The following is a 21,285-nucleotide window of genomic DNA, read 5'->3' as shown; positions in this document are numbered from 1 at the left end:
AATGTGAATCTACGAGCATTTTTGAAAGTTTATTCATTTCCAGTTTTAATTGTGCTTATCGGGCTTATCATATATGGTGGTATGATTATACTTATGGATAAAGAACATCTCATTCTTTCGCGTTCAGAACATTCTTATCACTCTTCTGAAAGTTTAGGGCAAACAGAAACATCTAATGAGGAGAGTAAAAATTCAAGTATGCATATTCCACAAGCGACTTTAGATTCAGAAGATAACCTTACTTTTGCACCTACATCTAACGAAGAAAATCTTACGAATATTGCACAAGCAGATAATGATGAAGCACAAACGTATAATGTGTTAGATTCAAATACAAGCAAAGATTCTCCTTCAATTATATCTGTAGAGCAATTACCTGAAAATAAGGTAGAAAAAACGCAAGTTGATTCAACACATTATTATGTTAAACATCGTGCAAATATCCGTAAATTGCCTTCTTTGGAATCTCCTGTGATTGCAAGTGTATCAGAAAAAGAGGTGTTAGAATTGCTTGAGGCACAAGGCGAGTGGAGTAAGATAAAAACTCATCAGGGCATAAATGGTTACATTGCCTCACGTTTAATAAGTAAAGTAGAAGCAAATTTACAAGATTCACAATTTTTACAGGCTCAAAATGGAGAATCTTATATCGTTTTGGTAGATGCACTTAATGTGCGTTCTGCTCCAGATAAATATTCAAATGTTGTTGGGCGACTTAATCATAATCAGTATGTTTCTGTGCTTGAGATTCAAGGTGAGTGGGCGAAGATTCGGTTATCTCATCAAGAGTATGGTTATGTTGCTTTGCAATTTATAGCCAAACAATAGATTCTAATGTTTCAATTTTTTGCTGTATATGGTAATCCTATCGCACATTCTAAATCCCCACTTTTACATAATTATACCTATGCAAAACTTAATATTAGCGCGTATTATGGACGTATTTTGCTTGATGATAGTGCAAATTTGCGGAAGAATTTTCTCTCGCATAAATTAAGTGGAGCAAATATCACACTTCCTTTTAAAGAAGAAGCTTTTCATCAATGTGATGAGGTATGTGGGGTGGCACAAAGTATTGGTGCGTGCAATACTTGGGTTCTTGATTCTAAAGAGCGTATTATTGGCTATAATACAGATGCGCAAGGTTTTTATGACGCGCTGAAAGGATATAAATTACGCAATGCTCTTATTATTGGTGCAGGTGGTTCAGCTAAGGCAGTGGCAATGATACTCCAACATCATAATATTCCAACAACACTCATTAATCGCTCTGAAAAAAATCTTACATTTTTTGCTGAAAAAGGGTTTAATTGTTTTGTAAGTAGCGAGTTTAAACCTACTTGTAATTATGATATTATTATTAATACCACAAGTGCAGGACTTAATGATAGTTGTTTGCCTTGTGATGAAAAACAGCTCAAAGAGTTATGCTCTTGCGCTCAATATGCTTTTGATCTTATATATGGGAAGGTTACACCTTTTCTTGCTTTAGCTCAATCTTTTCATCTTGTTTGTAATGATGGAAAAATAATGCTTATCAATCAAGCAGCCCTTGCTTTTAAGCTTTTTTGCAAAAAAGCGTGTGAGAATACAGAATCTACATATATTGCTAGCTTAATGAGTGAGATATTGCCATAATTGTGTGTATGTTTAAGCTTTGTAGGAAACTTATAAAAATTTGCTGTATGTTTTAGAGCAGATAAGTTGTCTTTGTGCTTTAAGCAAGATTATGCTATAAGCATATTTATAGAATCTAAAGGAGAAAAGAATGCACATTGATAATGCCCTTTTAAGTAAGTTGGAGAGACTTTCTATGATTCATATTGATGAGAATAAGCGCGAATCTACCAAAGAGCAGTTGAGTGAGATTCTAGGATTTGTAGAAAATATCGCTACCATAGAAGTGCCACAGGATTGCTTTGATGAAGAGTTGAAGACACTTTTACGAGAAGATGTCCCAAAAGATGCAAATATCGCTAAAGATGTGCTTTCTCACGCACCTTCTGTGCAAGATAATTTTTTCATCGTCCCTAAAATTATTGAATGAATATTGCATTAGATAGAATAAAGATTCCAAATGATTGGAAAGAACTCCTTAGAGATGAGTTTCTAAGCCCTTATTTTGCAGATATTAAGGCACATTATGTTGAAGCCTTACAAAAAGGCGAAATTGTGTTCCCAAAACCTAAAGATATTTTCGCTGCCTTTAACCTCACCCCTTTAGATTCCTTAAAAGTTGTTATACTCGGACAAGATCCGTATCACGGCAGCGCAATGGTAAATGGCGAACTTGCACCCCAAGCAATGGGTTTAAGTTTTAGTGTGCCTCGTGGTGTGCCCATTCCACCTTCACTTAAAAATATTTATATAGAGCTTTCTCGAAGCTTGCATATTATACCACCTACACACGGAGATTTAAGTGAATGGGCGAATCAGGGTGTGCTATTGCTTAATGCAATTTTAAGTGTAAGGGCAAATGCACCTGCTTCACATAAGCATTTTGGTTGGGAATCTTTTACTGATGGTGTAATTAGGGCATTATCTTTGCATAAAGAGCATTTAGTTTTTATGTTATGGGGTAATTATGCAAAGAAAAAAGCACCGCTTATTGATGGCACTAAGCATAAAATTATCACTGCACCTCACCCTAGTCCCTTAGCTCAAGGTTTTGTTGGAAGTAATGTGTTTGTAGAAGCAAATAATTATCTTGCAACGCACGGGCAACAACCTATTGCGTGGGAGCAACTTTAAAGAACTTGCATATTAAAATTTGTATCAAATCGTTCCTAAATTCTAATCTTATTCCTCATTTATGGTTAATTGTTCGTTAGCTGCTTGAAGAGCTAAATCACTCAATATTTTTGCAATCTCCCGCCTTTCATGCACCACTCCATACACACCATTTGCTTTCATTTGTGCAGCAAAGTCAGATTTTTTAGTTTTAAGAATAACTTTACACAATGGCGCAAGAGATGTAATTTCCTGATAGATATGTTCCACAGATTCAATAGAATCTATGGCGATAATAACTGCTGCACACCGTTTTATGCCTAACTGCTCTAATATGCTCCTGTGCGTGGCATTTCCATAAACAATATGTTCGCCATCTTTTGCACCTTGTTCTACTCTAGTATAATTTTTATCAACTGCGATGTATTGTGTATTGCAGCCCTTAAAATATTCTAAGATTTTGCGTCCGAGTTCGCCATACCCACAAACGATAATATGTCCTTCAAGATTACTCTTTTCTTCTTTTTTATCTTCTAAAACTTTTTCTTCAGGGTTTTTCTTACCAATATGGAAAAGATTTAAAGGACGCATATAACGTAAGAAAAAGTCGGTTACTTTATCGAGTTTATCAAGCATAAAGGGTGTAGCAATCATAGAAAAAATTACCATTAAGGTAAGAAATTGATAAATTTCTTCAGGTGTGATATGTGCAAAGATTGATTCTCCAAAAATTGCTTTTAAAATACCCCCATCAAGTGTAAGATTTAGAATTTTATGCTGGCTTGCAAGGAGAAAAATAGCAAATGAAAATTCTCCAATTTGTGCAAGTGAGAGCGCAATACGCATACCGATTCTTTGTCCTTGAAAAAAGAGTAAAAAGAGATACATAAGGAGAGTTTTTGCCCCCATCATTAAGGCAACGAGAATTAAAATGATTACAAAGTGCGTAAGCAGGAAGATGACATCAACTTGCATTCCAACGGTAATAAAAAATATACCTAAGAGTATATCGCGAAAATGCACTAAAACAGAAGTTACTTGATATTTGTAAGGTGTGCTCGAGATAATCATACCTGCTAAAAATGCACCAAGTGTGAGTGAGAATCCAAAAGATTTACTGATATATGCTGCGCCTAGAACAACAAGGAATACTGCCCCAACAAAAATTTCATCAGTTTTCATTACAGCAGAAAATTTTAAAAATACCTTTGCTAGAATTTTACCAGGCAAAATAAGCACAACTAAGAGAATAGTGGCAGAAAGGAGTGTAGTAAGGATTAACGCCCACATATTTGAATCTTTATCGCTTAAAAGTTTAATCATCAGTAAAATAGGAATTACAGCAATATCTTGAAAAATGAGAATCCCTACTGAAGCTGTGCCATAAGGTGTTTTAGTTTGATTGCTTTCATTAAGAAATTTAAGCACAATGGCAGTGGAGGAGAGGCTTACTGCACTTGCTATAATGATAGAGGTTGCAAAATTAAAGCCAAGAAAATAAAAACATACCACAAAGAAGAAGGCGACTGAAAGCCCAATTTGCAATCCACCAAAAACAAGCACCTCTTGCTTCATCGCACTAAGGCTCTTAAAGCTAAAATCAAGCCCAATCATAAACATCAAAAATACAATACCAAATTCAGCAATACTATTAAGACTTTCAGAATCTTCTAATCGAAAGCCAAAAATATATGCTGTAAGAACACCAGTAAGAATGTATCCAATGATGGTTGGAATTTTAAGCCGACTAAGTATAATACCTGAAACAACAGCCATAGCCAATACGCACAGAATAATAAAATATGGGTCGATAACGCACCTCGTTTATTAATGGATTATTAAAACTAATTTATGTAAAATATGCAAAAAAGCTTGAATTATATACCAACTTTGCTTAGTATATGATAAGTTATATATGAGAAAATTTTAAAAATTAATAGATATTTGGTGGTTATGTGATGATTTATATTTTTGTGGGAGTTGTTTTTCTTGCATTAAGCGCAATGAAATGTTATGTGTATATGCGCTTTTTACGTCATAATCGTTTCATTCATAAATATATTTCACTTGTTTTTTTGCTTTTTCTTGCAGTGGGAGAGATACTTCTTTTTGTGGTGCGCGATTCACATTTTGCACATTGGCAATATCTTATCGTTGGTTCTTGCGTGGTGCTTGATTATACGCTTTTTATTGCGTGCGTATGTGTGGATATTTTTAGATCTTGTCTCTTTTTTGTGCAACGATACAAAAGCAAAAAAAGAACACATAAAATACCAAAAAATGATACAAATAACCTTAGAGAATCTGAAAATAAACATTTCACATCTTCTCATACCCATACAGATTGTGATATATTCTCCTCAAATCGCCGTGTGTTTTTGCAAATTATGATTGATGGACTTGTAGCTATTTTATTTATTGTATTTAGTGTGAAAAGCTTGAGTAATGCCCTAAGTGTGCCACCTATCAAAAAAGTATCTTTACGTGTGCCAAATATCAAAGGTGCATTGAGTATTGCGATGATTACAGATGTGCATATTGGCAAAACTTTAGGGCGAGAATTTTTAGAGAAAGTTGTTGAGAAAATCAATGCACTTAATGCGGATATTGTTGTTATTGTAGGCGATTTGGTTGATGATAAGATTCATCGCATTACAGATGATTTAGAGCCATTAAGATATCTTAAAAGCACTCAAGGTGTGTATTATGTCGCGGGCAATCACGAATATTATCACGGCATAGAACCAATTCTTAAATATCTATCAACTTTAAATATCCATATTTTACATAATACAAACATAGAGCTTGAAAATGTAAATCTCGCAGGAGTGAGTGATTTGGCAGGATTGCGTTTTAATTATTTAAAGCCTGACTTAGAATCTGCTAAAAAAGGTTTGAATCCACAAAAACCCAGCATACTTTTATCCCATCAACCTAAATTTGTTCGCCTCAATGATGTGAGTGATTTTGATGTGGTGCTTTGTGGGCACACACACGCAGGACAGGTTTTTCCATTATCATTTTTTGTATGGTTAGACCAGCATTATGTGTATGGATTGTATGATTTGCCTCAACGTATAGAAAATAGAAATCATTCACCTAAGAAAACACAACTTTATGTGAGTAGTGGTGTAGGGTTTTGGGGACCTGCTATTCGATTTCTTGCACCAAGTGAGATTGTATATATAGAGCTAGAATCAAGGTAATCTTACTAAAATATAATTTTATCTATTTCTCTACAAGATTGATATAAAAAGATGTTTTATTTGTTAAAAAGTGCTACAAATTCTTTTTTGTTTTCATTGTATATTTTTCAAAGGAGACACAATGGATATGGATTTAGAAAGTCTTAAAGCTGCTTACCCTGAAGCTTTGAATTATCATATCGGTGGCAAAGTTGGTATTATGCCACGCAAACGATTGCGTTCTATTGATGAGTTGAGTTTAGCCTATACACCGGGCGTTGCTGTGCCTTGCAAACAAATAGAATCTAATCCCTTGAGTGCTTATGATTATACCTCTAAAAGCAATCTTGTCGCAGTTATTAGCAATGGCACAGCAGTGTTAGGACTTGGAGATATTGGAGCAATGGCAAGCAAACCTGTTATGGAGGGTAAAGTCATTTTGTTTAAAACTTTTGCCGATGTCGATGCCTTTGATATTGAAGTGAATGAAAAAGATGTGGATAAATTTGTTGCTATTGTAAAAGCGATTGCGCCCACATTTGGAGGTATCAATTTAGAAGATATTAAAGCCCCTGAATGTTTTGAAATAGAAAGACGACTCATTGAAGAGCTTGACATTCCTGTGATGCACGATGATCAGCACGGCACAGCAATTATTTCTACTGCAGGAATTATTAACGCCTTGCACCTTGTCAATAAGAAAGTAGAAGATATTAAAGTAGTCGTATGTGGTGCAGGAGCAGCGGCTATGGCGTGTGCGAAAATGTATAAAGCACTTGGTGTAAAAAATCTTGTAATGTTTGATTCTAAAGGGGCTATTAGTGCGGATAGAACAGATTTGAATGCACTTAAAAAAGAATTTATATGTAAAGAGAGCTATACTTCACTTAAAAGTGCGCTCAATGGTGCAGATGTGTTGCTTGGGCTTTCAAAGGGTAATTTGCTCACAGGTGAGGATTTAATGGGTATGAATGAATCCCCACTCATTTTTGCCCTAAGCAACCCGATTCCAGAAATTATGCCCGATGTTGCTAAGAAAGCTCGACCTGATGCGATAGTCGCTACTGGGCGAAGTGATTTTCCAAATCAAATCAATAATGTAATAGGGTATCCTTATATTTTTAAAGGTGCGCTTAAGGTGCGTGCAAGCAAGATTAATGAAGAAATGAAATTTGCAGCAGCTCGAGCAATAGCTGAACTTGCGCGCGAACCTATTACAGAAAAATTAGAAATGCTTTTATCGCATAAAGTGAGTTTTGGTAAGGAATATCTTTTGCCTTCAGCTTTTGATGAACGATTGATTGATGTTGTTTCTAATGCCGTAGCAGATGCGGCGATAAAAAGTGGTGTGGCTAGAATCTAAAAGATTCTATAAACACAGCTTTTTGTAATAGCATAAGAAAAATACGAGTTTGCTACACGCTTAAATAAATTGCTACAATTGCAACAATGAACTCTAGAAACACTACACAAAGTCAAAAATATAAATTTTGAATCCAATGCGAAAAAACACCATTTTAAACGCTTATTTCATATAGCCTTTTGCGTTCATTGGAGCTTGCAATTTGAAGTTGCTGTCGGTATTTTGTGATTGTGCGCCGCACCATTTTGAGGTCAAATTTTTCTTCTACAATTTTTAAAATCTTTAAATCACTCAAAGGTTTCTTTTTATCCTCATTTTTAACAAGATTGAGAATAAAATCTTTGATTGATGCATTTGATGTATCACCATCGATTGCTGCAGTAAAAAAGCTTTTAATAGGAAAAATACCCCTATCACATTCAAGATATTTATTCGCAATTGCGCGTGAAATAGTGCTAGGGGCATAGCCTAAATCTTGGGCTATGTCTTTAAGCTTCATTGGGCGAATTTCCCCTCCCATAAAAAAGTCATATTGGTTTTCGCGCAAAGCAATAGCAATTTTTAGAATAGTTGCCTTACGCATATCAAGTGCATCAACTAAGTCTTTTGCTTCCTTGAGTTTGGTTTTTAGAAATTCTGCACCTTCCTTGTCTTTTACATCTTTTACTTGCTCTTCAATAAGAATCTTGGGATAAAAGCTATCATTAATCGCGACTTCAAGCTCATACGTGCTATTTTTTAGGCTATCATTTTTGATGCGTTCAAAAATAAAAATATCAGGTATCACCTCACCCTCACGCGCGCCAAAATCAATAGCAGGTGGATTTTTGAAAGTTTTGATTGCTTTCATTACTTCATTGTATGATGGGTGATTTTTGTATTTGCTATGGCGATTTAAATCACGGATAATGCAAGTGGCTAACTCATAGCTTTGTCCCTCTAGTTCGGTATTATCAAGTTGAAAAAGAAAAGATTCTGTAATATCTTTTGCTCCCACGCCATAAGGTTCTAAATAGGCAAATCGTTGTCTTATGCGCTCTACTTCATTTTCTTCAATGCCTAGCTCTAGAGCGATTTCAGCAACAGCTACATCTAAAAAGCCTTCATCATTGAGATTTTCTACAATTTTAAAGGCAATTTTACGTGAAATATCAGTAGGAAAAAGTGTAGAATCTATTTGTTCTTCAAGCACTTCATAGAGACTTTTTTCACTAATATAGGTAGATTCAAAACCATCGTGTGTTACGAGTGTGTTATGGGTTGATTTTTTATGGTTTTTACTAGGGAGGCTATGAAGCATTTGGCTTTGCACATTCGCATAAGGATTCTCTTCTGCTATGGCATTGAGCGTTTCTTCAAGTTCGGTTAATCCGCTTTGTAAAATAGGTAGCCAACTCTTAAGCGTTGTAGAAAGACGTGCTTTAACATTAATATTGCTTTTTAATTTACCACCGATACTCATACTTTAAAATGTTCTCCCAAATAATATTTTTTGACAAGTTCATTCGCATAGATTTCTTCTGCATTTCCACTTGCAAGGAGTGCCCCACTTTTAATCACATAGGTTCGAGAACAAACTGATAATGTCTCACGCACATTGTGGTCTGTGATGAGTACCCCAATATCAAGTTCTGTAAGTTTTAGAATAATATTTTGTATATCATTTACTGCGCGTGGATCAACGCCAGCAAAAGGTTCATCAAGGAGAACAAACTTAGGGTCTTTTATTAATGCTCTTGCAATTTCCACGCGCCGCCTCTCCCCACCGCTAAGACTAATTCCTTTTCTTGCGCGTATAGGCTCGATATTAAATTCTGAAAGCATATTTTCAATTTTAATATGCCTATCTTTGATATTTTTAATGCTAATTTCTGCAGCAAGCATAAGATTTTCTTCCACGCTCAAATCTTTAAAAATACTTGATTCTTGCGGAAGGTAACCTATCCCTAGATTTGAACGTTTATGAAGAGGAAGATGAGTAATGTCTGTATGGTTGAGCATCACTTTTCCATCACTTGGGCGCAGTAAGCCACATATCATATAAAATGTAGTTGTTTTTCCTGCTCCATTTGGTCCTAAAAGTCCTACAACCTCACCACTATTAACTTCAAGTGATATGTCCTCTACAATTTTTGTTTTTTTGATATGTTTGCTTAAATGTTCTGCTTTGAGTTTATTCATAGCTTACCTTATAGATTCTGTGATGAGTGGGAGTTGGAGTAATGTCAATGCTGATGACTTTGAATCCATTTTGTATTAAAAGATGTTTCAGATTTTCCTCCCCCCATTCTATGAAATGCACACCTTGTTGTTCAAGCATATCAAGCAAACCAAGTTCAAGCATATCGTGAATATTTTTACGATACATATCATAATGATGAATGTTTGTGTATTGTGGGTTTTCATAAGAGAGAGCGAGATTGAAAGTAGGGGAACTTACTTGTGCGGTATATCCAAAAGATTCTACAAAGGAGCGCACGAGCGTGGTTTTGCCACTACCTATATTGCCTTGTAAAAGCACAATATTACCATTTTGGAGTGAATCTTTAAGCTCTTGACACAAGAGATTGAGCTCATTTTCTTGCAGTAAAAATTCACTCATTATTACTCCTTTCACGCACCTCCTTAATACCTACACTTTTATTAAGTGCCATAATCAAGTCGTGATTTTGTGCGAGAAAATCTTGTTTTTCTTGTCTGTCATTAGGAGATGATGCAGTGGTGCTGTTTATACTTTCTGTGCTATTTGATGAGATGTGAGATTCTAAAACATTGGGTGTATTGTTTTGTGTTGTAGATTCTATATTGTGTTGTGAATAAGATATATTAGTTTCATTGTGTGAAAGATTTGGCGAAGAATCTTGTTTTGCTTGAATACTATCGTCTGCGCTCACTTGTTCAATATGTGTATTATCGCCAAAAATTGAATAAACAAGTGTGCGGATAATTTTGCCATATTCTTTAAGAAACTCTTTGTCTTTCCCCTGTGCGATACTTTGCCAACGCAAGATTTTATCTTTTTCTACAAATTCTACAAAATGCACATTGCGTTCAAAAATGATACCTAACTCTGCATTGCGATCTTTGATTTTAGTGATGAGATTATCAAAATGTATTTTTGCATTAAATGTCTGTATAGGGGCGTCTTGCTGTGTATGTGAGATAGTTTCTTTATCTCTGTGAGATTGAGATGTATTAGAGATAGGGGTTATATTTTGTTCTATGTGTTGGTTTGTATTGTTTGTTGTGAGGTTAGGTTGTGTAGGTGATGTAAGTGTTGTATTTTGAGATGAAAAAAGTTCATTTTCAAGCTCTTGTATCATAGATTCTATATCTTTTACTTTGAGGGCTTCTTGCATTTTGAGGCTACAGAGAAGCAAGACAAAACTTCCATCGGTATTGAGGCTAAGGAGCGTTTTAGATTCTGTTAGAATCCTTGCAAATCGGTCAAGAAGCAGAGGTGGAAAATCTGCGTCTTTTTGTAGCAATTTTTCTTTCAAGAAAAGCATCATCTCATCAAGTATCATCTCGCATTCATACTCAAAAAGCAATTCTAAAATACTTTGCATTTTTTGTGAATCTTTATGCACAATGCTGTAAAAATAATCTTTTAGCACTTGTGGATCAACCACACCTAGCATATCACTCACTCCGGCGACTTCAATATGATTTTTACAAAAAATAATTGCTTGGTCAAGCAAGGTGAGTGTATCACGCAAACTTCCCGCACCACTACGCGCAATAATATCAAGTGCTTGCACTTCATAGCTTACATTTTCTTTATTTAAAATATTGCTGATATGCTCCACAACAAGCCTATGGGGGATTTGTTTGAATCGAAAGTGCTGTGTGCGACTTAAAATTGTCGCAGGGAGTTTGAGCGGGTCTGTGGTTGCAAGGATAAATTTTACAAACTCTGGCGGTTCTTCAAGCGTTTTAAGCAAAGCATTAAAAGCTTCTTTGCTCAACATATGCACCTCATCGATGATAAAAATTTTGTATCGTGCAAAGCTTGGGCTATATTTTGTTTGTTCAATAACTCGTTTAATATCATCAATTCCTCTTGAGCTTGCAGCGTCCATTTCGATAATATCCATATGTCTATTTTGCAAGGCTTCTACACAACTTGCACAGGTTCCACAGGGTGTGCTTGTTGGTCCAGATTCACATTGCAGTGCGCGAGCAAAGATTCTTGCAGAACTTGTTTTTCCACTTCCACGCAATCCACTAAAAAGATAAGCGTGTGAGAGATGTTTAGAATCTAATGCCAAAGAGAGTGTTTGAGAAATCGCATTTTGTCCTACTAAATCACTAAAGCAAGTAGGGCGATACTTTAAGGCTAAGGCAGTAGAACTCATCATCTATCCTCACAAAACAAACTTGAAGTTATATTGTATAAAAAAAATCTAAAAACTTGCATATAAAAAAGCCTACTCTTTCTTGTCTTCTTCATAATTAAATACAGGCAAGGAGAGTTTATAAAAAATTGCCAAAAGCCTTGCACTCACACCAATAACTAAGGTAATAAGTGTTACAAGCATAATATCTAAATGTGCATATTCAAGTAAGACATAATAGAGAGCACCAGAAAGCAGAGCAATGCCAGCATAAATTTCTTTTTGAAAGACAAGAGGGATTCGCATACATAAAATATCGCGTAAAATGCCCCCAAACACTCCTGTAATCACTGCTGAACTTACAGCGATAATGAATCCATAGCCTTTATCAAGAGCCACTTGTGCGCCTAAAATGCTAAAAACAACTAAGCCTATGGCATCAAGAGTTAAAAAGACATTTTCACTTCGTGCAACTACGCGGGGCACTCGTGTTGTGAGGAGAGCAGCTATACAAATAAGCACAACATATTGAGGATGAGCCACCCAAGTAAGCGGATAATGCTCAAGCAAAATATCTCGGATTGAACCCCCACCAATGGCAGTAACAAGTGCAATAAATATCACGCCAAAGAGGTCCATTTTATGCTTACCAGCAGCAAGCGCACCTGTCATTCCTTCAGCAGTAATAGCAATGATATAGAGCATAGTGAGGAGCATTTGTATCCTTAAAGATTTTAATATATAAAATACAAAGGGATATTTTAGCCATTATGAACTTATAGAATCTATAAAATTGAAGTTATGGAATTAGTTTTGCTTGAATATGTCTAAATACGCACATTGCGGATTCTATTTACAAAGGATAAAGAATGATGAGAGCTCTTTATACTGCCACTACGGGTATGTTAGGGCAGCAACTTCAAATTGACAATACCTCCAACAATATTGCTAATGTCAATACCACAGGCTATAAAAAGCAGAGAGCAGAATTTGCAGATTTGTTTTATCAAGTTTTGCAATATGCAGGAACAAGCACGAGTGAAACGACTATATCTCCTACGGGCATTGAAGTAGGTATTGGTGTGCGTCCTGTGGCAATACAAAAGATGTTTTCTCAAGGACACCCAAAAGAAACCGAAAATAATCTTGACATTGCTATTACTGGCAATGGATTCTTTCAAATTGAGCTTCCTGATGGTAATATCGCCTATACGCGTGCAGGAAGTTTTAAGCTAGATAATAATGGTAATGTTGTCAATGCAGAGGGTTATCGTCTTATCCCAGAGCTTACAATTCCAGAGGGTGCTACACAAATTAATATTGGCACAGATGGCACGGTGAGTGTAATTGAGGGCAATCAAACAGAGGTTAATGTATTAGGGCAGATTGAAATAGTCAATTTCATTAATCCTGCAGGGCTTCATTCTTTAGGTGATAATTTGTTTATTAATACAAATGCTTCAGGCGATCCTGTGGCTGGTGTGCCTGGACTTGATGGATTTGGGCAGTTGAGACAAGGATTCTTAGAATTAAGCAATGTGAAACTTGTAGAAGAAATGACAGACCTTATCACCGGTCAAAGGGCTTATGAGGCAAGTTCTAAGACAATTCAAACTGCAGATTCTATGTTGCAGACGGTGAATGGATTAAAACGATAGTTTGAATCTACTTAAGTTTTTGTAACTCATAATAGAGTTTATCCGCAATAAGTTTGTAGCCATTTGGGAGTAAATGCACATCAGGTTTTGCAAGATTTGCTTTCTCCCATTGCGCTTTTCCTCCGCTTTCTTGTATAAAATCTTCCATATTAAAGAGTAGCGCGTGTTTTTCTTCAGCAAGTTTAGCAATAGCAAGTTGTGTAGGCTTGGCATTTTTAGTTATCTTATATACAGCCTTTTTGCGTTTTGTAGCATTTGAGACTTTTTTTACCACAGGGGGTGGGGTGAGGAGCAAGATACTTGCTTGAGGATTTGCTTCCCTAATGTTGTCAATTAAATTACCATAATTTTTTAAAAAGTTTTTTTCATCAAAATTATCAAAAAGTGCATCATTTGAGCCATAGCATAAAATATACAAATCTGCTGGGAGAATACGCATTTGTTGCAGAGCTAGTTCTTTATTCCATTTAAGCCACAAATCAGAACGCGCACCATTAATGCCAAGATTTTCGATAATATTATGTTTATCTTTTTCTTTAGTAATAAAGAATCCTCCAAAAAGCACCTCTTCATTGAGGGCATTAATTGTTATTGGAAATTGCAAATTAAGTGTAAGAATCTGCCATACATTTGGACGCTTAGCATTAATGAGAAATTTTTGATTTGTGCTATCTTCAACAAGAATTACCTTGCCTTTGTTTGGGGATTTAAAGATGATTTGGCTTATAGCTGCTTCACCATTATTTTTAGGTGTGAGCGTGATATACGCAGGTAATGCCGTAGGCTTTGCCACCACACCACCTAGTGGATATTCATCAAGTTCGCTATGGCGAGAGTTGAGAATTGTAAAATTTGTGCTTTCATATTTGAGCGCGATATGTTGGTGATAGCTAGGATAGAGTGGATAGACAAAGCCAAAAGTGTAGTTTTGAAAAAATAAGCCCCGCAATCTGTGTGAGAGAAAATCCCCTGCAATATGAGAATCTCCCAATATTCTAATGACAAGATTCTCTTTTGTGTGAAGTTTAGCAATAAGTGCAGCAGAGGTTTGCTCTTGAAAATTTTTGATACCACTTGTAGATTCTAAAAGTTTCTTACTCTCTATTGGAATCTGTGTATTATTTTTGGGACTACTTAAGGCAATACCTATATTTTTTAGTGGATAATCCATACCTTGCATACAGATAAGCCCTAAACATAAAATGATATATACAATAAAAACTCTCATAGCACTTATTCTATCTCCATTTATTGATGTGTTGTCTCTTGTTTTGGCAATACTTCAAGGGCATTAAGAAAGATGTTTGCCATTATCTGATAACCAAGTGCTGTAAAATGCACGCCATCATCAATACGCACTTGCACACTTTTGCCCTTTTTGTTTTTGATAAAGGCAGAATAATGCCCTCCTTGCGTTACAATACCATTGCTTTGCAAGAAAAGTTCCCCATTTTCTCTCACTTTGCGCTCATAGAGGCTATTAAGATAAATGATTTTCTCATTGAGTGATTTTTCTCGCACCGAAGGAACTTCATACCATACCACGCGTGCGCCGTGAGATTGAGCAATACTTAGAATCTCCTCTATGCGCTGGAGATAAATCTCTTCCCATTTTGCACTTTTAAAGGCAATATTTTTTTTCATAGTCCAAGGGTCGTTTGCACCTAAAAGCACAACTACAAGCTCGATATTATCGTGTGTAGTAAATACCTCCTCAATTGCTTTTGCCCAATCAAAATAATTTTTATAAGTTAAACCTGTGCTATGTTTGCTAAGATTAATGCCGTGTAAATGCACTTTTTTGAAAGTCTTAAGAATATATGGAGCTACACCTTGCATCATAGAATCCCCCACAAGTAAAACAGATGAGTTTTCATCAATGTGAATGCGCGGATTCCTGATAGTGCGAACAGGTGTATAGCTTTCAACGATAGGCTTTTCTTCAATATTTTGCTCTGCTATGGTGTTTGTGTTGGAATTTTCTTCTTGATAGGTAAGTGCTTGATGATGTGTTTTTTCTGTATTGTGAGCAAAGAAAGAATGCGTATTTTCATCTATTGTTTGGATTTCTTGTTCTTTGTTTTGCTCACTTTGAAATAATGTGTCTGTTGGGTATTGCTGTGTAGGGGTTTTGTTGGCATAAGCTTGTGAATCTGTATGGTGGGCAAAGGGTGTAGAATCTTGTGAGGGCGTTATATTGTGAGTATTTATGGATACTTTTTCTAAAGATTTTTTACTAGAGGCTATGCCTAGAATCTCAAGCGTTTGATTGGTAAGAGAGAGTGAAAGATTTTCGAGGTAAGCCATACTTTCATCGGTAAAGCGGAAAAGAACATTATCCTGAAGCATTGTCTCTTGATAAATTGTGCCGAAAAATCTTGTGAATGCGTGGGGAGATTCTGTAAAGTTATGATATTGTTGCTCTACATAGGTAAGGATTGAGCTGTGTAAAATAATAATCAGCTGCAAAAGCGTAAAAAATATGATAAATACAAATTTTGCTTGTTGCATTAGAAACTCGCATAAATAAAGTGAGGTATGCCAGAAGGCATTATAACAATAAGCAAGGTAAGTATGAGGCTCAAAACAAAAGGTTTAATAAACCAAGGGATAAAGCTTAGAACTTTTTGTGTGAGATTTATACTATTGCGCATAAGTGGGTAGCTTATAAAGCATATAAAAAATGCACCTAGAAGCCACCAAGTGTATGTGGGCACAGGAGATTCAAATCCTTGGTAAAAGGCGATGAAAAAACTACTGACTTCGTTAAGCGAGTGGTAATAAAAAAATATCCAGCAAAAACTCACAAAAAGAAAAGTAAAAAATGCACCAAAAAAAGGAAAATCTTGCAAGTCAAACTCTATGAGTTTAAGTATATTGAGCCAAATAATTCCTAGTCCGTGTAAAAGTCCCCAAAGAAGAAATGTCCAAGTATTGCCGTGCCATAATCCAGAAAGTCCAAAGGCAATAAGCACAAAAAGTTGCGTATAGAAAAATCCTTTTTTATTTCCACCAAGAGGAATATAGATATAATCGCGTATAAATGTTGAAAGGCTTATATGCCACCTATTCCAAAAATCTTTAAGATTCTTCGCCATATAAGGCATATTAAAGTTTGGTGGTAAAGTGAATCCTAGCATAAGTCCAAACGCGCATACAAGATTCACATAGCCACTAAAATCACAATATAATTGCCAACTATATGCAAAGGTAGCACTCAAGAGTTCAAGGGAGTGGTATTCAAAAGGTGCATCAAGAATGGGTGTGGCGTAATTACCTAAGTAGTTTGCAATGATTGTTTTTTTCACAAGCCCAAAAAGAAGTAGGGCGATGATGAGGTCAATTGAGCCAAATGTGCGCTTTGCGTGATATTGTGTGAAAAAATATTGACTTCTCATAATAGGACCAGCAATAAATGTAACAAAAAACGAGAGATAAGTTGCTAGAGCAAAGAATCCTTCAAGCGCAGGATTACTCTCTTCATAATATTTGTCTTGCACAAGTTCTTTTGTGTTTTCATATACAGAACGCAAATAAGTAATAGATGCAAAAGTATAAAAGCTAATGCCTAAGGGAAAAATAATATCTATTTCAAGAAAATCAAGCCCTAAAAGCACAAGGAGTGTATCAAATTCATCTTTGATATGGGCATAGTATTTAAAAAAACACAAAAACAAAACTGCAAAAAGCACACAGGCTAAAAATATAAAATGTGAGCGCACACTATCAATAAAAAGAGCAAGAACATACACGAAACAAGTATAAATAAACACAATCAGCGCAAAATAAGGGCTAAAAAGGTAAATAATAAAATAATTAAAAGCTAAGAGAGCGAGATTTTGCGCTTTAGATGAGGGGACTAACCAATAAAGAATAAAAAACAAAAGCAATATTACGCTAAACTCAATGGAAAAAAAACTCATTACATTCCTTGTGCAGTGTAAAAAAGTGTGTATTATAGCACAAAATGAAATGTAGAGATTCTACAAAGTTTTTTTGGCTTTTTTTGATACTTGTGCGATGATGATATATAAAATCACACCAAAACACAAAAATGCAAAAGGCATTATGTAAGGGTGTGCATTTATTTTCTCAAGAAATAAAATGACACCATTGCTTGCATAATGTCCGCATATACCTACAATAATTGCCCAAATGGCACAAGCAATAGCATTGAGTATAAAAAATATTTTTAAGTCAAAACGACTGAATCCAATCGCTAAAGGCACAATCGTCTTAATACCATAGAGGTATTTGCTGAAAAAAATAAGCAAAGAACCATATTTTTTAAGCCATATTTGAGAGAGTGCAATTTTGCGTTTATGGCTAGAAAGATAAGCCATAATATCATTTTTTTGATACCGTGCAAGATACGCTAAGGCAGAGCTTCCAATCATATTGCCTACACCTGCAACAAAAATTGCTATGAATAAATCCATTTTACCTAGTGCGCTCATTACTCCAGCTGTAATGAGTCCCACATATCCACCACCTAGAGAATAGAGGAATAAAAGGATATAGCCCCATTGTTCAAGTGAATCTATAATATCTTGCATCATTTTCCTTTGCGGATAGTGTTTTGCTTTGCCTAAGATTTTAGCATAATTATAATAATAAATCTCAAATGTGTTTTTGAAGTTATCGTTTAAGATACCTCGTGTAAAGCATTATCATATAAGCGGTAGATTTTGCTACAAGAATTAGCTATTTCTTGGTCGTGTGTGGCAAGTATAAGTGCAGCATTATGTGTGCGGATATATGAAAAAAGCACTTCCATTACTTGCAAGGCTGTTTGTTTATCAAGATTTCCTGTTGGCTCATCTGCAAAAATGATTTTTGGTTTTTTTGTGAGCACACGCGCAATAGAAAGCCGCTGTTGTTGTCCTCCGCTTAACTCACCTATTTGCTGATGAATAACCTTATCTATACCAAAAGATTCTAAAAGTGCATTGTCTATACGCTCACCAGAAAGTATTGAAGCAACCTTGAGGTTTTCTATACCGCTAAATCCTCGAAACAAATAATGCGCTTGAAATACGATGCCAATGTGTAATCGGCGTAATAAAAGCTGCTCTTTGCTACTTAAGGAATAAATATCATCTTTATCAAGCAGACTCACACGACCACTTTTGGGTGGAAGAAGTGTGGAGAGATTATTAAGAATCGTGGATTTGCCACTTCCACTTACGCCTAAGATTGCTATACTTTCTCCTTCGCATATTTGGAGATTTACTTGTGTATAAAGCATAGTTTCAAAGCTATGAGAGAGATTATATGCACAAAGCAGAGGATTCATTGTTATCCTTTATTTGAAATAATGATTATTATGCCATAGCATATAAAACATACTTTGATTTATTGATGTAATGTTTTGTTGTGCGTATTTGTGGATTCTATATATTCTTAGGTATTTATAGTTTAACGCGCACTTGTTGTCATACCTCTAAGCTTAAAATTTGCCACCCACGAATATTGAAAAATGTAGGATGCCAATAACCCTCAATACCAAATCGATGAGAATCTTGCCCACTAAAGCCATATTCATAGCGAAATTTTGCTCCAAAAAATTGCGGGAAGTTTTTACCAACACCACCAAAGGAGAGTTTGCCAAAATCAAAGGCAATATGCTTTTGTGAATAATGATGAGAGGTCATAGAATCTTCATTGAATACAAATCCATATTCTGTGCCAAAAGTATTTACGAGTATGCTTAGTTTTGAAAATGCTCCGCCAGATGTTGTTGTGTTTAGTTTTTTATCAAAAGCCTTAGGATAGTAAAATCTCTCATCAAAGAGAAAATCACCTAGCCCATAAGAGCTATACTCGTATTCTTTGTCGTTATTTTGCGAATCTTCTGAATCTAATGCAGGTATGTTTGGGGGCGAAAGTGGCGTAGATTCTCCATAGGCACTTGTATAGAAGCATACAAGGAGAATCTGCCCGATGATAGCCACCCGCCTCATGCAGATTATTGCATCTGTGCAGCAACTTCAGCAGCAAAATCTTCAACTTTTTTCTCAATGCCCTCGCCTAATTCAAAGCGGATATACTCGACAATCTCTATTTCATCGCCGAGTTCTTTGCCCTTAGATTCTAAAACTTGAGCAATTGTCTTTTTATCGTCCATTACATAAAATTGCCCTAAAAGTGTCATTCTTTGGTCGAGCAATGTGCTATCAGCGATAAATCGCTCCATTTGTCCGGGCAAAATTTTATCCCAAATTGCCTCTGGTTTTTTCTGTGCTTTTAGCTCTTCCCTTAGTTTTTGCTCTTGTGCTTTAAGTACAGATTCACTAAGTTCGCTGCGGCTGATGTATTGTGGAATCTTATGCAGTGGCTTACCAAGTCTTTTGCACTCTTCATTTTCTTTTTGCAATTCAGCAATGATAGCAACTTTTTCTTTTTGGATAAAGTCATTATCAAGTTCTGTGTAGCTTAGCACCTGTGGTTTCATTGCAGCAGCGTGCATACAGAGATTTTTTGCAAGTTCTACACATGCATTTTTTGAGCTATCTTTACTAAATTTCATAGCAATAAGCACACCTACGCGTCCATTTGAATGCACATAACCATTGACAATGCCATTGCCCTTTGATTCTATGCTTGCAATGCGGCGCACTACAATATTTTCACCAATTTTTGCAATATTTTGTTGCAAATATTCTTCAAACTTCACACCATCAATACTCATCGTTTGAAGAGATTCTGTGCTAGAGAGCGTATGGTCATACACGATTTTTGCAGTCTGTGCCACAAGGTCTTTAAATGTATCATTTTTAGCGACAAAATCTGTTTCAGAGTTAATCTCAATAATGCTCGCTTTGCTAAAATCACTCGCTACTTCTACGCTCACAATGCCTTCGCTTGCTACCCTATCAGCTTTTTTAGCTGCTTTGCTTAAGCCTTTCTCACGGAGATATTCTACTGCTTTTTCAAGATTGCCTTCTGTTTCTACAAGAGCCTTTTTGCAATCCATCATACCTGCATCTGTCATTTCTCGAAGTTGTTTTACAAGCTGTGCCGGAATATCTGCCATTTTATGCCTCCTCTTGATTCTTCATTTGTGCAGCAACTTCAGCAGTTACTTCGTCAAGAACCTCTTGTTTTTCTGCGTCTGTTATAGGAGCAATTTGTTCCCCTTGTTCATTTTGTTCGTCTTTATTTTCTGCTCGTCCTTCCAAAATTGCCTCACTGATTTCTTTACAGAAAAGTTGAATCGAGCGAATTGCATCATCGTTTCCCGGAATAGGATAATCTACCATATCTGGGTCGCAATTTGTATCAAGTGGTGCAACTACTGGAATGCCAAGCCGTCTTGCCTCTGCTACGGCGATTTTTTCTTTTGCTGCATCAATGACAAAAATCATATCAGGAGCTTTTTTCATATGTCGCACACCACCGAGATATTTATCAAGTTTTTCTTTTTTACGTTGTAGCATTAGCTTTTCTTTTTTTGTAAGCAAATCAATTTGCCCACTACTCTCCATCTCTTCAATTACTTCAAGCCTACGAACCGATTTTTTAATCGTGCTAAAATTTGTTAGCATTCCACCAAGCCATCGATAATTGACATAAGGTGCATTGACAGATTCCGCATATTGTTTAAGTGTTTCACTTGCTTGTTTTTTTGTGCCTACAAACATAATAACTTTGCCCTCACTTGCCGCTTCTTTAACAACATTGTATGTGTAGCGAAAATATCGCAAAGTTTTTTGTAGGTCGATGATATGAATATTTTTTCTTGCACCAAAAATGAATCTTTGCATTTTTGGATTCCAACGACGTGTTTGGTGTCCAAAATGCACACCGCATTCGAGTAAATCTTTCATTGTTACCATAAGTGTCTCCTTAGAATTGTGGTTTGTCCTCCATACCCCTTAACAAAACCCTAGCATAGTATTTAGGGTTTGCAACCAAAGCATAAGGATTGGTATGTGTGAATTTGTATAGCATATTTCTAGAGTTATTTATAGAACTTCCATCCCTGTGTAAATCTAAAAAATGTTGCAAAC

The 21,285-nt window shown here is 35.8% G+C and carries 21 protein-coding genes; 7 read left to right on the top strand and 14 right to left on the bottom strand.

The window, feature by feature from the left end:
• The first annotated feature begins 3 nt into the window (after positions 1-3).
• The 4 genes from LS65_RS01955 (at position 4) to ung (ending at position 2,751) form a co-directional block, all read left to right on the top strand.
• Complete coding sequence (locus LS65_RS01955) at positions 4-828, top strand: SH3 domain-containing protein (protein WP_034362919.1); 825 nt, start codon at positions 4-6, stop codon at positions 826-828.
• 6 nt (positions 829-834) lie between these two features.
• Positions 835-1,638 carry a shikimate dehydrogenase gene (locus tag LS65_RS01950; protein WP_034362921.1) on the top strand — a complete coding sequence of 268 codons (804 nt, stop codon included), beginning with the start codon at positions 835-837 and terminating at the stop codon, positions 1,636-1,638.
• A gap of 130 nt (positions 1,639-1,768) precedes the next feature.
• Positions 1,769-2,047 (top strand): Asp-tRNA(Asn)/Glu-tRNA(Gln) amidotransferase subunit GatC, encoded by a 279-nt coding sequence (gene gatC, locus LS65_RS01945; protein WP_034362923.1) that lies wholly within the window; start codon positions 1,769-1,771, stop codon positions 2,045-2,047.
• Positions 2,044-2,751 carry a uracil-DNA glycosylase gene (ung, locus tag LS65_RS01940; RefSeq protein WP_034362925.1) on the top strand — a complete coding sequence of 236 codons (708 nt, stop codon included), beginning with the start codon at positions 2,044-2,046 and terminating at the stop codon, positions 2,749-2,751. The genes gatC and ung overlap by 4 nt, the downstream gene beginning before the upstream one ends.
• Before the next feature lie 48 nt (positions 2,752-2,799).
• On the opposite strand, the gene LS65_RS01935 is transcribed toward ung, so the two are convergent.
• Positions 2,800-4,506, bottom strand: a complete 1,707-nt coding sequence (locus LS65_RS01935; protein ID WP_034363458.1) for a cation:proton antiporter — start codon at positions 4,504-4,506, stop codon at positions 2,800-2,802.
• Between the two features lie 182 nt (positions 4,507-4,688).
• Between LS65_RS01935 and LS65_RS01930 the strand changes: the two genes are divergently transcribed.
• Together LS65_RS01930 and LS65_RS01925 are read left to right on the top strand one after the other, a co-directional pair.
• A complete protein-coding gene (locus tag LS65_RS01930) occupies positions 4,689-5,936 on the top strand; it encodes a metallophosphoesterase (RefSeq protein WP_034362927.1) in 1,248 nt (415 codons plus the stop codon).
• 127 nt (positions 5,937-6,063) lie between these two features.
• Positions 6,064-7,278, top strand: a complete 1,215-nt coding sequence (locus LS65_RS01925; RefSeq protein WP_034363461.1) for a malic enzyme-like NAD(P)-binding protein — start codon at positions 6,064-6,066, stop codon at positions 7,276-7,278.
• Between the two features lie 154 nt (positions 7,279-7,432).
• Here LS65_RS01925 and LS65_RS01920 read toward each other — a convergent pair whose 3' ends face one another.
• The 5 genes from LS65_RS01920 to LS65_RS01900 form a co-directional block, all read right to left on the bottom strand.
• A complete protein-coding gene (locus LS65_RS01920; protein WP_034362929.1) occupies positions 7,433-8,740 on the bottom strand; it encodes an RNA polymerase factor sigma-54 in 1,308 nt (435 codons plus the stop codon).
• Positions 8,737-9,459 (bottom strand): LPS export ABC transporter ATP-binding protein, encoded by a 723-nt coding sequence (gene lptB / locus LS65_RS01915; RefSeq protein WP_034362931.1) that lies wholly within the window; start codon positions 9,457-9,459, stop codon positions 8,737-8,739. Before lptB ends, LS65_RS01920 begins: the two co-directional genes overlap by 4 nt.
• Complete coding sequence (gene tsaE, locus LS65_RS01910) at positions 9,452-9,880, bottom strand: tRNA (adenosine(37)-N6)-threonylcarbamoyltransferase complex ATPase subunit type 1 TsaE (protein WP_034362933.1); 429 nt, start codon at positions 9,878-9,880, stop codon at positions 9,452-9,454. The genes lptB and tsaE overlap by 8 nt, the downstream gene beginning before the upstream one ends.
• Positions 9,873-11,636: a DNA polymerase III subunit gamma/tau gene (locus LS65_RS01905; protein WP_034362935.1), complete on the bottom strand. Its 1,764-nt coding sequence runs from the start codon at positions 11,634-11,636 to the stop codon at positions 9,873-9,875. Before LS65_RS01905 ends, tsaE begins: the two co-directional genes overlap by 8 nt.
• A gap of 72 nt (positions 11,637-11,708) precedes the next feature.
• Complete coding sequence (locus LS65_RS01900; protein WP_034362936.1) at positions 11,709-12,332, bottom strand: trimeric intracellular cation channel family protein; 624 nt, start codon at positions 12,330-12,332, stop codon at positions 11,709-11,711.
• A 152-nt stretch (positions 12,333-12,484) separates the two neighbouring features.
• On the opposite strand from LS65_RS01900, the gene flgG reads away from it, so the two are divergent.
• Positions 12,485-13,273, top strand: coding sequence for a flagellar basal-body rod protein FlgG (gene flgG, locus LS65_RS01895; RefSeq protein ID WP_034362937.1), 789 nt, complete (start codon positions 12,485-12,487; stop codon positions 13,271-13,273).
• Between the two features lie 7 nt (positions 13,274-13,280).
• Here flgG and LS65_RS01890 read toward each other — a convergent pair whose 3' ends face one another.
• From LS65_RS01890 to rpsB, 8 genes are all read right to left on the bottom strand, one after another.
• Positions 13,281-14,501 (bottom strand): GDSL-type esterase/lipase family protein, encoded by a 1,221-nt coding sequence (locus LS65_RS01890; RefSeq protein ID WP_034362938.1) that lies wholly within the window; start codon positions 14,499-14,501, stop codon positions 13,281-13,283.
• Between the two features lie 20 nt (positions 14,502-14,521).
• Positions 14,522-15,784 carry an SGNH/GDSL hydrolase family protein gene (locus LS65_RS01885; protein ID WP_034362939.1) on the bottom strand — a complete coding sequence of 421 codons (1,263 nt, stop codon included), beginning with the start codon at positions 15,782-15,784 and terminating at the stop codon, positions 14,522-14,524.
• Complete coding sequence (locus LS65_RS01880) at positions 15,784-17,196, bottom strand: MBOAT family O-acyltransferase (protein WP_034362940.1); 1,413 nt, start codon at positions 17,194-17,196, stop codon at positions 15,784-15,786. Before LS65_RS01880 ends, LS65_RS01885 begins: the two co-directional genes overlap by 1 nt.
• Positions 17,197-17,256: 60 nt before the next feature.
• A complete protein-coding gene (locus LS65_RS01875; RefSeq protein WP_034362941.1) occupies positions 17,257-17,829 on the bottom strand; it encodes a DedA family protein in 573 nt (190 codons plus the stop codon).
• Positions 17,830-17,918: 89 nt separating this feature from the next.
• Positions 17,919-18,560, bottom strand: a complete 642-nt coding sequence (locus LS65_RS01870; RefSeq protein ID WP_201274310.1) for an ABC transporter ATP-binding protein — start codon at positions 18,558-18,560, stop codon at positions 17,919-17,921.
• A gap of 148 nt (positions 18,561-18,708) precedes the next feature.
• Positions 18,709-19,236, bottom strand: a complete 528-nt coding sequence (locus tag LS65_RS01865; RefSeq protein ID WP_138129738.1) for a hypothetical protein — start codon at positions 19,234-19,236, stop codon at positions 18,709-18,711.
• Between the two features lie 5 nt (positions 19,237-19,241).
• Positions 19,242-20,309 carry a translation elongation factor Ts gene (gene tsf / locus LS65_RS01860; RefSeq protein ID WP_034362944.1) on the bottom strand — a complete coding sequence of 356 codons (1,068 nt, stop codon included), beginning with the start codon at positions 20,307-20,309 and terminating at the stop codon, positions 19,242-19,244.
• Position 20,310: 1 nt separating this feature from the next.
• A complete protein-coding gene (rpsB, locus tag LS65_RS01855) occupies positions 20,311-21,111 on the bottom strand; it encodes a 30S ribosomal protein S2 (protein ID WP_034362945.1) in 801 nt (266 codons plus the stop codon).
• Positions 21,112-21,285 lie beyond the last annotated feature (174 nt).

Source organism: Helicobacter japonicus, assembly GCF_000762845.2.
Taxonomy (GTDB): Bacteria; Campylobacterota; Campylobacteria; order Campylobacterales; family Helicobacteraceae; genus Helicobacter_C; species Helicobacter_C japonicus.
Note: the sequence above shows the minus strand (reverse complement) of the source record. Positions and strands in the feature narration are given on the sequence as shown.

What these genes read in the sequence shown, in the direction of transcription:
- LS65_RS01950 (WP_034362921.1), top strand. Translation starts at nt 835, where the DNA reads ATGTTTCAATTTTTTGCTGTATATGGTAATCCTATCGCACATTCTAAA.
- gatC (WP_034362923.1), top strand. Translation starts at nt 1,769, where the DNA reads ATGCACATTGATAATGCCCTTTTAAGTAAGTTGGAGAGACTTTCTATG.
- ung (WP_034362925.1), top strand. Translation starts at nt 2,044, where the DNA reads ATGAATATTGCATTAGATAGAATAAAGATTCCAAATGATTGGAAAGAA.
- LS65_RS01935 (WP_034363458.1), bottom strand. Translation starts at nt 4,506, where the DNA reads ATGGCTGTTGTTTCAGGTATTATACTTAGTCGGCTTAAAATTCCAACC.
- LS65_RS01930 (WP_034362927.1), top strand. Translation starts at nt 4,689, where the DNA reads ATGATTTATATTTTTGTGGGAGTTGTTTTTCTTGCATTAAGCGCAATG.
- LS65_RS01925 (WP_034363461.1), top strand. Translation starts at nt 6,064, where the DNA reads ATGGATTTAGAAAGTCTTAAAGCTGCTTACCCTGAAGCTTTGAATTAT.
- LS65_RS01920 (WP_034362929.1), bottom strand. Translation starts at nt 8,740, where the DNA reads ATGAGTATCGGTGGTAAATTAAAAAGCAATATTAATGTTAAAGCACGT.
- lptB (WP_034362931.1), bottom strand. Translation starts at nt 9,459, where the DNA reads ATGAATAAACTCAAAGCAGAACATTTAAGCAAACATATCAAAAAAACA.
- tsaE (WP_034362933.1), bottom strand. Translation starts at nt 9,880, where the DNA reads ATGAGTGAATTTTTACTGCAAGAAAATGAGCTCAATCTCTTGTGTCAA.
- LS65_RS01905 (WP_034362935.1), bottom strand. Translation starts at nt 11,636, where the DNA reads ATGAGTTCTACTGCCTTAGCCTTAAAGTATCGCCCTACTTGCTTTAGT.
- LS65_RS01900 (WP_034362936.1), bottom strand. Translation starts at nt 12,332, where the DNA reads ATGCTCCTCACTATGCTCTATATCATTGCTATTACTGCTGAAGGAATG.
- flgG (WP_034362937.1), top strand. Translation starts at nt 12,485, where the DNA reads ATGATGAGAGCTCTTTATACTGCCACTACGGGTATGTTAGGGCAGCAA.
- LS65_RS01890 (WP_034362938.1), bottom strand. Translation starts at nt 14,501, where the DNA reads ATGAGAGTTTTTATTGTATATATCATTTTATGTTTAGGGCTTATCTGT.
- LS65_RS01885 (WP_034362939.1), bottom strand. Translation starts at nt 15,784, where the DNA reads ATGCAACAAGCAAAATTTGTATTTATCATATTTTTTACGCTTTTGCAG.
- LS65_RS01880 (WP_034362940.1), bottom strand. Translation starts at nt 17,196, where the DNA reads ATGAGTTTTTTTTCCATTGAGTTTAGCGTAATATTGCTTTTGTTTTTT.
- LS65_RS01875 (WP_034362941.1), bottom strand. Translation starts at nt 17,829, where the DNA reads ATGCAAGATATTATAGATTCACTTGAACAATGGGGCTATATCCTTTTA.
- LS65_RS01865 (WP_138129738.1), bottom strand. Translation starts at nt 19,236, where the DNA reads ATGAGGCGGGTGGCTATCATCGGGCAGATTCTCCTTGTATGCTTCTAT.
- tsf (WP_034362944.1), bottom strand. Translation starts at nt 20,309, where the DNA reads ATGGCAGATATTCCGGCACAGCTTGTAAAACAACTTCGAGAAATGACA.
- rpsB (WP_034362945.1), bottom strand. Translation starts at nt 21,111, where the DNA reads ATGGTAACAATGAAAGATTTACTCGAATGCGGTGTGCATTTTGGACAC.